Here is a 14194-nt window from a genome sequence, read left to right as displayed (position 1 = left end):
GTACGAACCAGCCCCGCTACACATTGGCTCGTTAACAAACTTTAACAAGCCCAGTATCAATCCGTTTAATACCCTATGGTTCTTTCGTTTGCAACTCGTATATACCATGAAAAAAACAGTTTTTGCCGGATACCAGTTCGCGTCGGCCCTGTTGCTGGCCGTTGTGTTCAATGGAGCTGCTCTTGCTCAGAAGCCGACCAGCCCCTCAAAAAAACCAGATAAAGGGGAAGTAAACGTGCGCATTATTGAGCGCAATGGCGGTGAGGTGCGAGAAATTGAACGTACTTACCGGACGGATGGAATGACTGACCCGGATCGGGATAAGCTGGTGATGAAACTGGTCGATTCCCTGAAAGCTACCCGCAAAGACGGCAGTAAACGCCAGATGACCATTATTATCGAAGATGGTGCTGGAGATCGGGTGGTGACGCGGGAGCGGGTTACGCCTAACAAACGACGAGAACCAGCCGATGCATACGCCCAGCGGAACAGACTGCCCCGGAACGATCAGGATTTCTGGAACAACCAGACCTGGCGGTACGAATTCCGGCGCGGAACGGATTCACTGGCCGATCAACTTAACCGACTAAAACTAACGATCCCCCGCGATTTCGATCGACAACTGGTTCGCCCGTTTGAAGACTGGGCCCGGAATGTTGGTGGTAAGCCGTCCACCATTCGTGGGCTGGATGTATTCCCGAACAATCCGGATCGTGATCAACTGAATGTCCGATTTACAGCACCTGCCAAGGGCGATGTAAGTATTGTTGTGACTAACCCGAAAGGCAAAGAAGTAGCGCGTCGGGATATAAAAGACTTCTCCGGAGAATTTGTCGGGCAGATCGATCTGGGCAAAAAGGCACAGGGTGCTTATTTCATTACCGTTACTCAGAATGAAGACGGCGCGGTAAAGCGGGTTATTGTGGAGTAGGTGGAGTAGTAGAGTGGGTGGAGTTAGTGAAGTGAGTGGAGTAGGTGCAGTAAGTACTGATACCTGTATTGGTTAGCCTCCACTTACTCAACCTACTTACTTCACTCACTTAACCCACTTCGCCTATTACACTAACTTAACCAACTCCACCAAACCCAAAAATATTTTTAAAATTTTAGTACTATGTATTGCAAGATACCAAACTAAACCTATATCTTTGTATTGTTCTTAGAAACCAAAGGTCATGAAAACTCTTCTCGTCATCGGCATTTTACTCGTGGGCATCAGCGGACAGTCGTTTGGCATGGGGCATCCACACAATATGTTTGCCGCCCGGAAACAGATGCGGGCGAAATCATCCGCTTCGGTAGGCAGGCATAAAGAAACCGCTTCGGCCTGCTGGCAACAGACCGTTCAAACAACGAAATTAATCATCAGCGAACGCCTGATAGCTGCGCTCACGCATGTGCGGCCAGCACGTCCTTATTGATTTTCATTTAGTCCTGTGGGTGTGCAACTTCAGGTGGTAAAATCTGCCATGCATGTTTCCCATTTTCAGGTAGTTGCTTAGTCGATTTCATGTAGGCTATCTGCTTTTTTCTTATTTCGATCAGTTGTCAGCCAGGCATCAACTGTCCTTTGCCCATTACTGGGCTTTTTTTATTTCTTCTCTTATCAACTCATTGTTGTCCTTCCTGTAAGCCAGCCGGTAAGCTAGTTACAGTTTCTCGTTCAGCCAATTTTTACAGGCTTCTCTCCAGACAAATTTATCCAGTAAGCTAACGCCACTTTTGTACTTATTTTTTTTGAACACGTACCCTTAACCAACTGATTTACTGGACTAAATATAATCCTGCTTATACATTTAATATTGTATTAATCTAGTACAATAAACTATTGTCCTATAATATTTCGTTAAAAAATTAGACAATTCAACGATTATCTATGGTTTACGGTAGTCATTGGCTATTTTTATGGTTTGGCCTGTAACTGCCGCCAGCTGACCGTCATTATTTACTTACTGAGTGCCCATGCGGAACATTGTTTTAAGACCAATTTTACTCGTCGGCCTCCTGCTCGTCAGTTTGCTTACTGCTCTCGGTTTCACAAAGCCAGGGCGTAACATATGGGCGAGAATTGCCTCAAAGAAAACGCACCGATTGGTGGCCAAACGGCCTGTAGCCGTTGTGCCAAAAGCTGTTATTGCCTCATATAAATTCGGGCCGGATGCCCGTCCGGTTGAGGTATTCACCATGTCTGATAGCGGCCAGCATTGGGTGGATAGTGTCTTCAATACGCTTACTGCCGAACAGAAAATTGGTCAGTTCTTCATGGTGGCAACCTTCTCAAATCGTCACGAAAATCATTACCAATACATTGAACACCTTATTCAAACAAACCACATTGGTGGCTTGATCTTCTTCCAGGGTGGACCTTACCGGCAGGCTATTCTAACAAACCGATACCAGGCAGCATCTAAGGTACCGTTACTCGTTGGCATTGATGGCGAATGGGGACTGGGTATGCGGCTGGATAGCACCATGAATTTCCCCAAACAAATGTCGCTGGGGGCTATTCGGAATAATGAACTGATTTACCGGATGGGTGCCGAAATTGGTCGGCAGTGTCAGCGGCTGGGTATTCATATCAACTTCGCCCCGGTATCCGACATCAACAGCAACCCGGCCAATCCGGTTATCGGTGTTCGCTCCTTTGGGGAGTCCAAGGAAAATGTGGCTCTGAAAGCCTCAGCTTATATGCGGGGATTGCAGCAGACGCACGTCATCGCCACCGCTAAGCACTTTCCGGGCCACGGCGATACCAACGCCGATTCGCACCACACGCTACCAACCGTTAGCCGGTCGTCGGAGCAGATGCGGGACATTGATCTGTATCCATTTCGCAAGCTTATTGCCGACAGTTTGATGGGCGTTGTAACGGGCCACCTGCACGTGCCGGTGATGGACAATACCCCCGCACTGGCGGCAACACTATCCGAAAAAATCGTTACCGAACTGCTCAAGAAAGAACTGGGCTTTCGGGGACTGGTGTTTACCGATGCACTGAACATGGGCGGCATTAGCCGGTCGCCGAAGGCGATTGATGTCAATCTGCGTGCTCTGATGGCAGGAAACGACATTTTACTTTATCCCGAAAACGTCCGGGAGGCAACGCTAAACATCCTCAACGCTGTTCAGCAGGGAATCATCAGCCAGGAGTTCATCAACGAAAAGGTCAAGAAGATTCTTCGCGCCAAGTATTGGGTCGGTCTTCATCATTACAAACCTATTAATCTGGCGGGTCTGTCAGGAGAACTTAACTCGCCCGAAGCGCAACTGTTAAAGCAGGAACTCTGCGAGCAGTCGGTAACGGTTATCGACAACAAGAAAGACTTACTGCCATTAAAGCAGTTGGATACACTGAAACTGGCGTCCGTAGCGATTGGGGCCGAGCCGGGAAATGTGTTTCAGAAAACGCTGAATCAATATGCGCCTTTCCAGACGCTGGCTTATCCCGAAAAACCCGTTTCGGAAGCAGATCTCTCCCATATTGTTGCTCAACTGAGCGAAGCCAACACGGTTGTGGTTAGTTTTCATCGGATGAGTGAATCCGGGCTTCGGAAATACGGAATCACGAAACCGTCTCTCGACTTAATTACCCGGCTGAAGCAGCAAGGGAAGAACGTCATCGTAACAGCCTTTGGGTCGCCCTACAGCTTACCTCAGTTTTCTGCAGCAGACGCCCTGGTTTGTGCTTATCAGGAACTGGAAGACATGGAGCGGGTGGTTCCGCAGGTTTTGTTTGGGGGACTGGGCGCGAAGGGAATGCTGCCCGTTTCGATTGGTGATCTGAAAGTGGGTCTTGGCCATACACTCAACCCGGAAGGACGACTATCGACGGGTTCGCCGGAGAGCGTTGGCATGAAAACAACGGTTCTGAACCAGATTGACGCCATTGCGCAGGGGGCAGTTAAAAACCACGTTGTGCCCGGCTGTGAGATTCTGGTGGCCCGGAAGGGAAAAGTTGTATACAGCAAAAACTTCGGTGCCTTGACCTACGCGGCCGGTGCCGAGAAAGTGACCGACGAAACCCTGTATGACCTGGCCTCGCTGACGAAAGTGCTGGCTACGTTACAATCGGTCATGGTGTTGTATGACCGCAAACAAATTGACCTGACACAGAAAGCATCCCTTTATCTGCCGGAGTTGCGCAATACAAACAAGCAGAATATTACACTTCAGGATCTTCTCTGGCACCAGTCTGGCATGGTTTCTTTCTACCCAACTACCTGGGACCGCACCCGTTTACCCGGCGGGGGCCTGAAAGCGGAATATTACGGAGCCGTTCGCGATAGTTTGCACACGCTTCAAATTGCGCCAACCCTTTGGGGTGTACCCGCATTGAAAGATTCTGTCTGGAAATGGGTGGTTCAATCGCCCATGTCGCGCAAGACGGACGAATCGGGAAAACCGGCGTTTGTGTACAGCGATCTGAATTTCCTGACGCTACAGAAAATCGTTGAACGGGTTAGCAAGCAGCCACTGGATAAGTTCGTTACCGAGAATGTGTATAAACCCCTGGGGCTCCACCAACTCGGTTTTACGCCTTTGCAGCGGCTACCCAACCCGCAGTGTGCGCCCACCGAACAGGACACCTATTACCGAAACCAGCTTCTGGTAGGTACCGTACACGACCAGATGGCGGCTGTACAAGGCGGGGTTTCCGGTCATGCCGGGCTGTTTGGCAATGCCCGTGACATTGCCACGCTGCTACAAATGAACTTACAAAAAGGCGTATATGGCAACGAGCGTATTTTCCAGCCAATGACGGTACCTTACTTTACCCAGACCCTGAGCAATCGTAGTCACCGCTCCCTCGGCTGGGACAAACCAAATCCTGAAAGTGCCAGCAGTGTGTATATGGCGCAACAGGTTTCAGCCCGATCGTTCGGCCATACGGGTTTCACAGGCAACGTTGTTTGGGTTGACCCCGATCAGGAGTTGATATTCATTTTTCTCTCGAACCGTATTTACCCAACTGCGGGCAACAATTCCATTAACACGACAAAGCTTCGTCGACGCATCCACGAAGTTATCTATAGTGCCATTCAATAATAGATTTTAGCATTCATTTCAAAATTACTTCGTACAACAAATGCCTAATCCAGGCTGATAAACCACTCTTATTTGGGAGTGGTTTTTTATTTGTATACGTCCTGAATATGCTTATTTACTGATTATAGATCATTTTGCCTTTACCAAAATGCCTAATTTGTATACGGCAACTTTCTGTATTTATACGAATAGTAGGAGCAACCGCCATAGGCTCGCGATTTACCAGAATCGTTAAGTAGTCCATAAATGCATTAACTTTAGGGGTCTAAATGATTCACTTTTCTGTTTATGAAGGGACGTATATTCTACTCCTGTTTACTTGCCTGGTTGTGTATTGCCGGGTTAACTAACAAAAGTCTGGCACAGACGATAACCGGTGTCACCTTTTCTCCATCAACTGTTTGTCCAGGTAGTGCGGTTACAGTTACGTACGTAGTAAGTGGCTCGTTTACTGCTGGCAACACATTTGCGATCTCTTTATCCGACCCTTCGGGTACTACGTTCCCTACTAACTTCGGATCTTTTGCAGGCAGAGGGACAGGGGCTACTCAGGTTACGTTGCCTGTAACACTGGCCAAAGGAACAAACTATGTTTTTCGCGTTACTCCCTCAAGTTCGCAGACCAGCGTGTCGACTAGTGCGACGAAGCTAACGGTTAGTAAGCCGGATGTTCCGGTGGCTACCTCCCCACAAATGTTGTGTAGCGGTGATCCGGTGAAACCCTTAACCGCTACCCTTAGTGATGGTGGCACTCAACTAAACTGGTATAATTCTTCTTCAGGGGGTAGTAGGCTGGCAAGCACACCCCAGCCTTCGACCAGCGGGACTTACTATGTTAGTCAAACCAACGCGTTTGGCTGTGAAAGTGATCGTACATTGGTTGAGTTTAAAGTGATACCACTTCCAGCGGCCCCATCCGTACCAACACCTGGTCCATCCTACTGTCAGGGTGTTACAACAGATCTACTGACGGCTACTCCCACGGGTAGTAATACCCTCCTGTGGTGGGGTACTGCTTCGGCCGACGGCACCTCATCAGCAACGGCACCCCGCCCTGATAATCAGAACAGTAACACCTACTATGTTAGTCAGAGAACTCCGGAAGGCTGCGTCGGTACAAGTCGGGCGTCTATTTCCGTCACCATTGTTAAAACACCACCGGAGCCTATTGTAAAAGGACCAAGTCCCGTTTGCTCAGGTTCACCAATTGGGTCGTTAACGGCAACGGTAACCAATGCCAGCGATTATGAATTACGCTGGTGGGGTACCTCTTCGTCAGGCGGCACATCATCTCCAACGGCTCCGAGCGTAAGCAATACACAGAGTGCAACTTACTATGTAACGCAGGCATCAAAAGTTGGGAACTGCCAAAGCTCTCCCAGAACGCCTATTTCTGTCATCATAAACCCGGTACCGGCTGCACCCACTTTCCAGGACCCCGGTACCTTCTGCCAGAATAGAGCCACTCGTAGTCTGGTAGCCAATGCCGCTAGCGGTGCAACGTTGAACTGGTTCAATGCTAATGGTAGTGCACTGACAGGCGCTCCCTCGCCACCAACCAATGCAGCCGGGCAAGTTACCTATTATGTTAATCAACAATACAGTACCGGCTGTACAAGTACTACGGCAGCCATAACCGTAACGGTGAATAAAGTCCCCGATCGGCCTACGTTTCCAACTCCTAAGGTATATTGCGAAGGTCAGGCGTCCGATCCATTAATAGCGAACGCTGCTGGTACCTTGAATTGGTTTGGCCTGGATTCGACAAGCACGCCCAGCGGGACTGCATCCAGACCGGAAACGGGAGCCTCATTCATTGGCATTAGAAATTATTACGTTGCCCAGACCCAAAATGGCTGCATAAGTAATGTGCAGACAATTCCTGTGCAAGTAAAAGATACGCCGGAACGGCCTGCCACAAAGGATATTAGCTTTTGCCAAAACTACGATGCACTGCCGCTCAGTGCAACGGCTGCCAGTGGGGCTACATTAAACTGGTATGGGGAAAGTTCTTCGGGAGGTACGAGGACAGATAATCCACCGACGGTTCCCAATACAGTTGATAAGACTTATACCTTTTACGTAAGCCAGACGTTGAATGGCTGTGAATCGGGCTTAGGGACTTCTTCAGGCCGGGCTCCCATTACCGTTCGGGTCAAAACGACGCCGGGTGCGCCCGGTGTTAGTCCACTTGGCCTTTGCAATAATGCTCCAACACAACAGCTGACCGCCAGCGGAACAAATATAAAATGGTTTGATGCGTCTGATAGTCCGCTTTCCAAAGCACCGGAGCCACCTACCGGCACCGTTGGCGACCAGGTGTACAAAACTACCCAGACGCTCGATGGCTGTGAAAGCAGAACCAAAGCGATCCTTACGGTAACGATCAAACCCTTACCGGCTGCACCCGGTGTTAAGCCACTCATTTACTGCCAGAAGCAGTTCGACCAACTTGAACAAGATATACCCCCGTTAACGGCGAGTGGCTCGGAACTGAAATGGTCGCTCAGTGATGGGAATCCATTTTCCAACGCGCCCGTCCCTTCTGTTGAGAAAGCCGGTATTCAGGTGTTCTTGGTTACGCAGACAGTAAATGGTTGTACAAGCACAGCAGCGCGGCTGGAGGTATCGGTGTTAACCCCGGCACTTCCTACAGTATTAAAGCCAGTTGTTACATATTGTGTCAATGACCGGGCCGTTCCGCTGGAAGCTAGCACCAACGAAACCGGTGCTCAGTTACGATGGGTTGACCCGGCGGGTAATGTGAGCATTAATGCACCCGTTCCCTCCACATTGAACAAGAATGTACAGGCGGGTGGCGACCCATTTTATGTGTATCAGATAGCCAACTACGGATGCGCCAGTGCCCGGGCAACCATTCGGGTTATTGTCAACACCCCCCCAACACTAGCCCTGTCAGCACCAGTTACGAATGTCAACCTCGGCCAGCGAGCACCTTTACAACTTAAGTTTACGGGTGCCGGTCCCTACAGCTATAGCCTAACCGAAGGCTACTCGGGCCAGACGAAGGGCGATACAACTATTTCCGTGTTACCACGCGGCAATACAACCTATCAGATTGTCAGCGTTAGTAATGGCTGTGGAGTAGGGTTACCGGGTACAACGGCCACGATCACGGTTCGGGTACCAACGGTATCGACCAGCTCGTTTGCCACGACGACTTTGTGTGCAGGTACGTCACTATCGGTTCCTTTTACGACAACCGGCGAGTTTAATCCGGGTAACGCCTTTCGGATTGAAGTGGCCAGCGTAGCCGACACATCAAAAAAGTTTACCTTCCAGAGCACAGCAACCAGTTCACCAGTCACCGGGCCAATCCCGATTACCCTGGCAAGCGGCCAATATTATGTACGGGTAAAAGCCGACAATCCGGAAATTGGTATTATAGGTGCCAATAGCCCTACGCTGCTGACGGTACGTTCTTTGGCAAGCGCTACGCTGACCGGCTCTCAGAATATTTACGAAGGCTCCCCGGCCAATCTGACGATCACCTTCGGGGGCGATGGCCCCTGGGACGCCGTCTATGCCGATAGCCTGCGTACTTACCCAATAACGGCAAGCACCAATCCGTTCGTTGTGGAGGCCCGACCGGCCCGAACAACGGCTTATCGCCTGACAAGCGTAAGCAACAGTTGTGGCAGCGGCCCTGTTTCGGGTACGGCAACGATCTCCGTACTGCCGTTGCTGGGTGTTGATGATAACTCACTCGACCCGCTGGTCAAGGCGTATCCGGTACCAACGGCCACCACCCTGCTCATTGAATTGAACCTTCCATTGACCCGTGAGCCAGCCCGCATAACCCTCACGGATCAACGCGGCCAGCCGGTTCTACAACACACAACGCGTGCTCAACTTAATGAGCTGAACCTGACAGATCAGCCGAGTGGGCAGTACTTCCTTCGTATTCAGGTGGGCGAACGCCAAACCATACGAAAGGTACTGAAGCAGTAAAATTGCTTATTAGTTATTGAGTTAATACGTCATTGTTATGTACCAGACACGAAGGTTTCTAGTGTGTATTAACTCAATAACTAATTTCTACTAACCGATAACCAGCATGCCCGACGACTACTTTATGGAAATGGCCCTGGCACTGGCCGAGGAAGCCGCCGATAACGGCGAAATCCCCGTTGGCGCCATTGTTGTTTGTCGGAACCGAATTATTGCCAAAGCACGCAACCAAACGGAGCAGTTAAAGGATGTAACGGCCCATGCCGAGATCATGGCGATTACATCGGCTACGCAATATTTAGGCAGTAAATATCTGCCAGACTGTACCATGTACGTAACGCTGGAACCCTGTGTCATGTGTGCTGGTGCGTTATTCTGGGCGCAACTCGGTCGGCTCGTTATTGGAGCCGCTGATGCCAGGCGGGGATACAGCCGCATAGAAACCAACCTGTTACACCCAAAAACCCGGGTTGAAACCGGCGTACTTGCCGAAGAAAGTCAGGCTTTGCTCGCTAAGTTTTTTACACGCTTAAGAACATAATTCGAAATAGGGTTGTTACTTCAACCGATTGTTCTTCCATCTAACTGATTAGTAAAATGGCATTTGTATTAGACCCACTTCCTTACCCAAGCGATTCGCTCGAACCGAATATCGACAAGCAAACCATGGAAATTCACCACGGGAAGCACCACAATGCTTACGTGACGAATCTCAATAACGCCATTGCAGGCACCGAAATGGAAAACAAATCCATTGAAGACCTCCTGGCTTCTGTAAGTTCAGCGCCCGTTGCGGTTCGTAATAATGGAGGTGGTCACTACAACCACACCCTGTTCTGGAATACAATCTCCGGTAGCGGTGGCGGTCAGCCAACGGGTACCCTCGCCGAAGCTATCGATCAGAAATTTGGTTCTTTCGATGCCTTCAAAGAAGAGTTTACCAAGGCAGCAACAACGCGCTTTGGTTCGGGCTGGGCGTGGCTGATCGTTACACCTCAAGGTGAACTGGCGATCACATCGTCGCCAAACCAGGATAACCCGCTGATGGACATTGCCGAAGTGAAAGGTTTCCCTATTATCGGTCTTGATGTTTGGGAACATGCCTACTACCTGAAATACCAGAACCGCCGACCCGATTACATTGCCGCTTACTTTAATGTAGTTGACTGGAATGCCGCCGAAAAACGGTACCAGCAGGGCAAACAGGCGTAAAAGATGAATTTGTGTGAGTTATAAATGATGGTTTTTCCGAGTCTTGACTGCAAAAAAACTTGTCATTTATAACTCATAATTCACAAATCATCGCTACTTTTGCACTCTCAAAAATGGTGATTGTAGCTCAGTCGGTTAGAGCGCCGGATTGTGGTTCCGGAGGTCGCGGGTTCGAGCCCCGTCTTTCACCCTACTTAAAAGGCCTTGATTTCGTCAAGGCCTTTTTTGTTTTTCGCTTTCCTGAATACCTACGCGTTCACATGGCGGCATACGATCTTAAACTGTAAGTTTAGAAAAAGTCGTGCGTCGTTTATAGCTGTATAAACGACGCACGACAAATCATTCCACTCTCATTGCTTCTTCTCCGGCATCAATACCAGCCGAATCAAATTCGAACTCAGTCTATACCTCGTTTCTGTAAATCAGCAATAATCCGTTTAATCTGAAAGGCTAGTTCGGGAATCTCATTCTGAACCGTCTCCCATACAATATCATAGTTGATCCCAAAATACTGGTGAATCAGAATATCCCGCATACCAGCAAAAGCGCGCCAGCTAACTTCCGGGTAAGCATATTGGGTTTCTTCATCTACTTTTTTAGCGGCTTCACCTATTATCTCAAGACTTCTGACAATAGCTCGCTTCCGTAGCTCATCGGCTAATAATCGTTCGAGGGAGAGATCAGTGGACACACTAATCAAGAAAATCAGTTTCTTCGGCGGTATGCTCCAGGTATTCAATCAGTGAGCGCGACATATTCCACTTCCTTTGCGATGTACTGTTTCAGTCGTTCACTCAATGACGATGGCGTAACCAACTCTATTTTTCGGTGAAACGAATCTTCAAAGAAGAAAGCTAAGTCCATTAGATTTCTGAACGATGCCTTCCCTACTTCATAATCAACCAGCAAATCAATATCACTATCCACCCGCTGCTCATTCCGGACAAATGAGCCAAATAGGCCAATCCGAGCCACACCAAAGGACTTGATGTGTTCGCGATTACGCTGTATGAATTGTAGGACAGTTTGTTTGTTCAGCTCCATAAGCTCTTGACTACTAGTTGGCAAAGGTCGTTAAATTTCTTATTGCTTCTTCTCCGGCATCAATACCAGCCGAATCAAATTCGAACTCAGGTACTGGTTGGCAGTGGCTTTGGTGCTCTCGACGGTCACTTTGTTCAATTGCTCAGCTTCGTGCAGTACCTCGTCGGGGGCGTCGCCGTTGTAGTACTGGTTTTGCAGATAACCCAGCCAGAACTGGTTGTCCTTCAGCTGAACTTCCGTTTCGCGACGGGTTTCGGCTTTGAACTTGGCAATGTCGGCGGGGAGGGCTCCTTTCTCTTTCAGGCTGTTGATCAACTCCTGCGTTTTGGCAATGAGCTTCTCCACGTTTTCGGGCGCACAGCCGAAGTTGATGCGGAAGGTGTAGCGCGGCACCGGATATTTGGCGTAGGCCGCACTGGCCCCAACGCCATACACGCCACTTTCCTCTTCGCGCAACTTCTCGGTCAGCTTGATTTCCAGCACTTCGGCCAGCGCGTCCAGTTGGGTCGATGTTTCCGGCGACCAGTTTATGTCACCCGTGTATACCAGTTGCACGGCGGCTTTGGGGTCGACGCCCCGGTATACGGTTTTGCTGATCTGGCCTTTGGGTGCCCGGATGCCGAGGTCGTTGAATTTCTCGGATTTACCCGTAGCAGGCAAGCCGCCGAGGTATTTCTCGACCAACGGCTTTAGCTGATCTTCCTTGAAGTTACCGACGAAGTAGAACGTGAAATCACCGGCATTGGCAAAACGCTCCTGATAGATTTTCAGCGCCCGGTCGAGGTCGATGTTGTCCAGATCTTCGGGCTTGAGCGGCTGCCGACGGGGGTTGTTGTTGCCCAGCGTGACGGTGACGGTATCCTGAAAAACGCCCTGCGGAGTCGGGGTATTGATGCGGTTCTGCAACGCACTCCGCTGGTTCGACAGGAAGCCTTTCACCACGTCGGGGTCTTTGCGGGGCTGGGTAAAGTAGCTATATAGCAGTTGCAAGGCCGTTTCCAGGTCTTTCGGGGCCGCGCTGCCGTTGATACCTTCGTTCAGTTCACCCACATACGGGAACACGCTAACCTGCTTGCCCGACAGAAATTTGCCTAACTGAATCTGGTTATATGCACCCGTGCCGCCCATAGCCGCCAGCGTTGACGAGAACCGCGCCGACTGAAAATCCTTCAAATCATAAAGCGACGTGCCACCGGGGCTACTGGCCGAAAACAGAATCTGGTCGTTCTTGAAATTAGTGGGTTTCAGCACCACCCGAACGCCGTTCTTCAACGTCCATTCCGTTACGCCAATGTCCTTGATCTGCTTCTCGTTCACCACGGGCGATGCTGTGGGTTGAGTGGTCAGCAAGGGGCTGTCGAGGGTTTTGTCTTCATAGGCCGTCAGGCCCTTTCCGGCATCGTCGACGTAGCTGATGATCTGTTCGACGGTTGGCAATTTGGCTTTGTCTTTTTCGGGTGCCATGACAATGACCGCCCGGTTGTCGTTGTGGATAAACTGGTCGACCAGCGCGTTGACTTCGGCGAGTTTGATACCATCCTGCTCTTTTTTGAGGAAGTTGTAATAGAAATCAATGCTTGTGTAGGGAGCCTTATCCGTGAAGTTCTGCACGTATTCGTTTACGTAATTGACCGACCGGGTTTTATCGCGCTCGCTATAGGCCTGCTCCACGTTGGTCATGAATTCCTGCTTGGCGCGGGCCAATTCGGTGGGGGTAAAGCCAAATTGTTTGACACGGGCATTCTCGTCGAGCACGGCCCGGATAGCTTTTTCGACGTTGCCTTCTTTCGCCACAGCAATGGACGTAAAGGCATCAAGGTTACCCAGAAAATCGCTGTAGTTGCTGTATCCGCCCAAAAATGGGGGGTTCGCCTGCTGGGTCAACTCCTGAATCCGGTTGCCGAGCATGGTATTGAACAGGCCGCGCTTGATGCTTTCGCGAAGGTCATTCAGCGTTTTTTCCTTGATTTCGGGCCGCTTATAAATCACCTGCACCACCGTGTTCGGCTGTTCAGGATCGGTTACGATGACCACTTTGGTGTCTTTGTGCGCCGGAATGTCGTACTCTGTGCGGGGTTTGGGATTTTTCACCGCCGGAATTCGACCGAACTTCTGTCGGATAATGCCTTCCACCTGCTTCAGATCGAAATCACCAACGGCAATAACAGCCATCAGGTCGGGTCGGTACCAGTCTTTATAGAACTGCCGCAGCACTTCGGGCTTGAAGGTGGTCAGCACCTGTTCGGTACCGATGGGCAGACGTTTGGCGTACTGCGAATTGTTCAGCAGCATCGGAAAATACTGGTCCCGCATCCGCTGACCCGCCCCGCGACCAAGCCGACGTTCTTCCAGAATGACACCACGTTCTTTGTCGACTTCGGTAGGGTCGATGGTGGCGTTGTGTGCCCAGTCTTCCAGAATTTGGAAAGCGTTGGTGAACACGTTGGCCGAATCCGTCGGAACGGGCAGCTGATACACCGTTTCGTCAAAACCCGTATACGCGTTCAGGTCGGCCCCGAACCGGACACCCGCCGATTGCAGGAAGTTGACCAGCTCGTTTTTCGGAAAATTCTTGGTGCCGTTGAACTCCATGTGTTCCATAAAGTGAGCCAGCCCCTGCTGGTTGTCGTTCTCCAGCACCGACCCCGCCCGGATCACCAACCGCAACTCCGCCCGGTTTTTGGGCTCGGCATTCTTGCGAATGTAATAGGTCAGGCCGTTCGGCAACTTACCGACTTTCACGTCGGGGTCGAGAGGAATGGGGCTGTTCAGATTTGGCGTCGTCGTCTGGGTCTTGGCAGACGTTTGAGCCGGTTTTGTTGATGATTTAGCTTTGGGCGTGGATTGTGCCAGCACCAGCGTTGCGCTGAGGAACAGACTCAGGCATAAAGGATAACGTACCATTCGGTCGCTTAAATTG

General features: G+C 50.2%; 9 protein-coding genes and 1 tRNA gene. 7 read left to right on the top strand and 3 right to left on the bottom strand.

Going from position 1 to position 14194, the window contains the following annotated elements; all coding sequences use genetic code 11:
• Positions 1 to 106 precede the first annotated feature (106 nt).
• From CRO74_RS25660 to CRO74_RS25630, 7 genes are all read left to right on the top strand, one after another.
• Positions 107 to 931: a T9SS type A sorting domain-containing protein gene (locus tag CRO74_RS25660; RefSeq protein WP_097130219.1), complete on the top strand. Its 825-nt coding sequence runs from the start codon at positions 107 to 109 to the stop codon at positions 929 to 931.
• A gap of 244 nt (positions 932 to 1175) precedes the next feature.
• The gene (locus CRO74_RS25655) at positions 1176 to 1421 is read left to right on the top strand and encodes a hypothetical protein (protein ID WP_097130217.1); all 246 of its coding nucleotides are present in this window, start codon (positions 1176 to 1178) and stop codon (positions 1419 to 1421) included.
• 541 nt (positions 1422 to 1962) lie between these two features.
• Positions 1963 to 5046, top strand: coding sequence for a serine hydrolase domain-containing protein (locus CRO74_RS25650; RefSeq protein WP_097130215.1), 3084 nt, complete (start codon positions 1963 to 1965; stop codon positions 5044 to 5046).
• A 288-nt stretch (positions 5047 to 5334) separates the two neighbouring features.
• On the top strand, positions 5335 to 9018 hold the full coding sequence (locus CRO74_RS25645; protein ID WP_097130213.1) for an Ig-like domain-containing protein: 3684 nt from the start codon (positions 5335 to 5337) through the stop codon (positions 9016 to 9018).
• 106 nt (positions 9019 to 9124) lie between these two features.
• The gene (locus CRO74_RS25640) at positions 9125 to 9559 is read left to right on the top strand and encodes a nucleoside deaminase (protein WP_097130211.1); all 435 of its coding nucleotides are present in this window, start codon (positions 9125 to 9127) and stop codon (positions 9557 to 9559) included.
• 56 nt (positions 9560 to 9615) lie between these two features.
• Positions 9616 to 10230, top strand: coding sequence for a superoxide dismutase (locus CRO74_RS25635; RefSeq protein ID WP_097130209.1), 615 nt, complete (start codon positions 9616 to 9618; stop codon positions 10228 to 10230).
• A gap of 115 nt (positions 10231 to 10345) precedes the next feature.
• A tRNA-His gene (locus CRO74_RS25630) sits at positions 10346 to 10421 on the top strand.
• Positions 10422 to 10627: 206 nt separating this feature from the next.
• Here the strand turns inward: CRO74_RS25630 and CRO74_RS25625 are convergent.
• From CRO74_RS25625 to CRO74_RS25615, 3 genes are read right to left on the bottom strand one after another with little or no spacing between them, the layout of a single operon-like run.
• Positions 10628 to 10921, bottom strand: coding sequence for a HepT-like ribonuclease domain-containing protein (locus CRO74_RS25625; RefSeq protein WP_218840237.1), 294 nt, complete (start codon positions 10919 to 10921; stop codon positions 10628 to 10630).
• A 44-nt stretch (positions 10922 to 10965) separates the two neighbouring features.
• Positions 10966 to 11298: a nucleotidyltransferase family protein gene (locus CRO74_RS25620; RefSeq protein WP_144035979.1), complete on the bottom strand. Its 333-nt coding sequence runs from the start codon at positions 11296 to 11298 to the stop codon at positions 10966 to 10968.
• A gap of 15 nt (positions 11299 to 11313) precedes the next feature.
• Positions 11314 to 14178: a M16 family metallopeptidase gene (locus tag CRO74_RS25615; protein ID WP_097130206.1), complete on the bottom strand. Its 2865-nt coding sequence runs from the start codon at positions 14176 to 14178 to the stop codon at positions 11314 to 11316.
• Between the last annotated feature and the right edge of the window lie 16 nt (positions 14179 to 14194).

Origin of the sequence: Spirosoma fluviale (genome assembly GCF_900230225.1) — a bacterium.
GTDB classification, from domain to species: domain Bacteria; phylum Bacteroidota; class Bacteroidia; order Cytophagales; family Spirosomataceae; genus Spirosoma; species Spirosoma fluviale.
The sequence above is the reverse complement of the archived record's forward strand: the minus strand, read 5'-3'. Positions and strand labels throughout refer to the sequence as shown.

Coding starts and splice junctions, on each gene's coding strand:
- CRO74_RS25640 (WP_097130211.1), top strand. CDS start 9,125: ATGCCCGACGACTACTTTATGGAAATGGCCCTGGCACTGGCCGAGGAA.
- CRO74_RS25615 (WP_097130206.1), bottom strand. CDS start 14,178: ATGGTACGTTATCCTTTATGCCTGAGTCTGTTCCTCAGCGCAACGCTG.
- CRO74_RS25655 (WP_097130217.1), top strand. CDS start 1,176: ATGAAAACTCTTCTCGTCATCGGCATTTTACTCGTGGGCATCAGCGGA.
- CRO74_RS25650 (WP_097130215.1), top strand. CDS start 1,963: ATGCGGAACATTGTTTTAAGACCAATTTTACTCGTCGGCCTCCTGCTC.
- CRO74_RS25635 (WP_097130209.1), top strand. CDS start 9,616: ATGGCATTTGTATTAGACCCACTTCCTTACCCAAGCGATTCGCTCGAA.
- CRO74_RS25660 (WP_097130219.1), top strand. CDS start 107: ATGAAAAAAACAGTTTTTGCCGGATACCAGTTCGCGTCGGCCCTGTTG.
- CRO74_RS25645 (WP_097130213.1), top strand. CDS start 5,335: ATGAAGGGACGTATATTCTACTCCTGTTTACTTGCCTGGTTGTGTATT.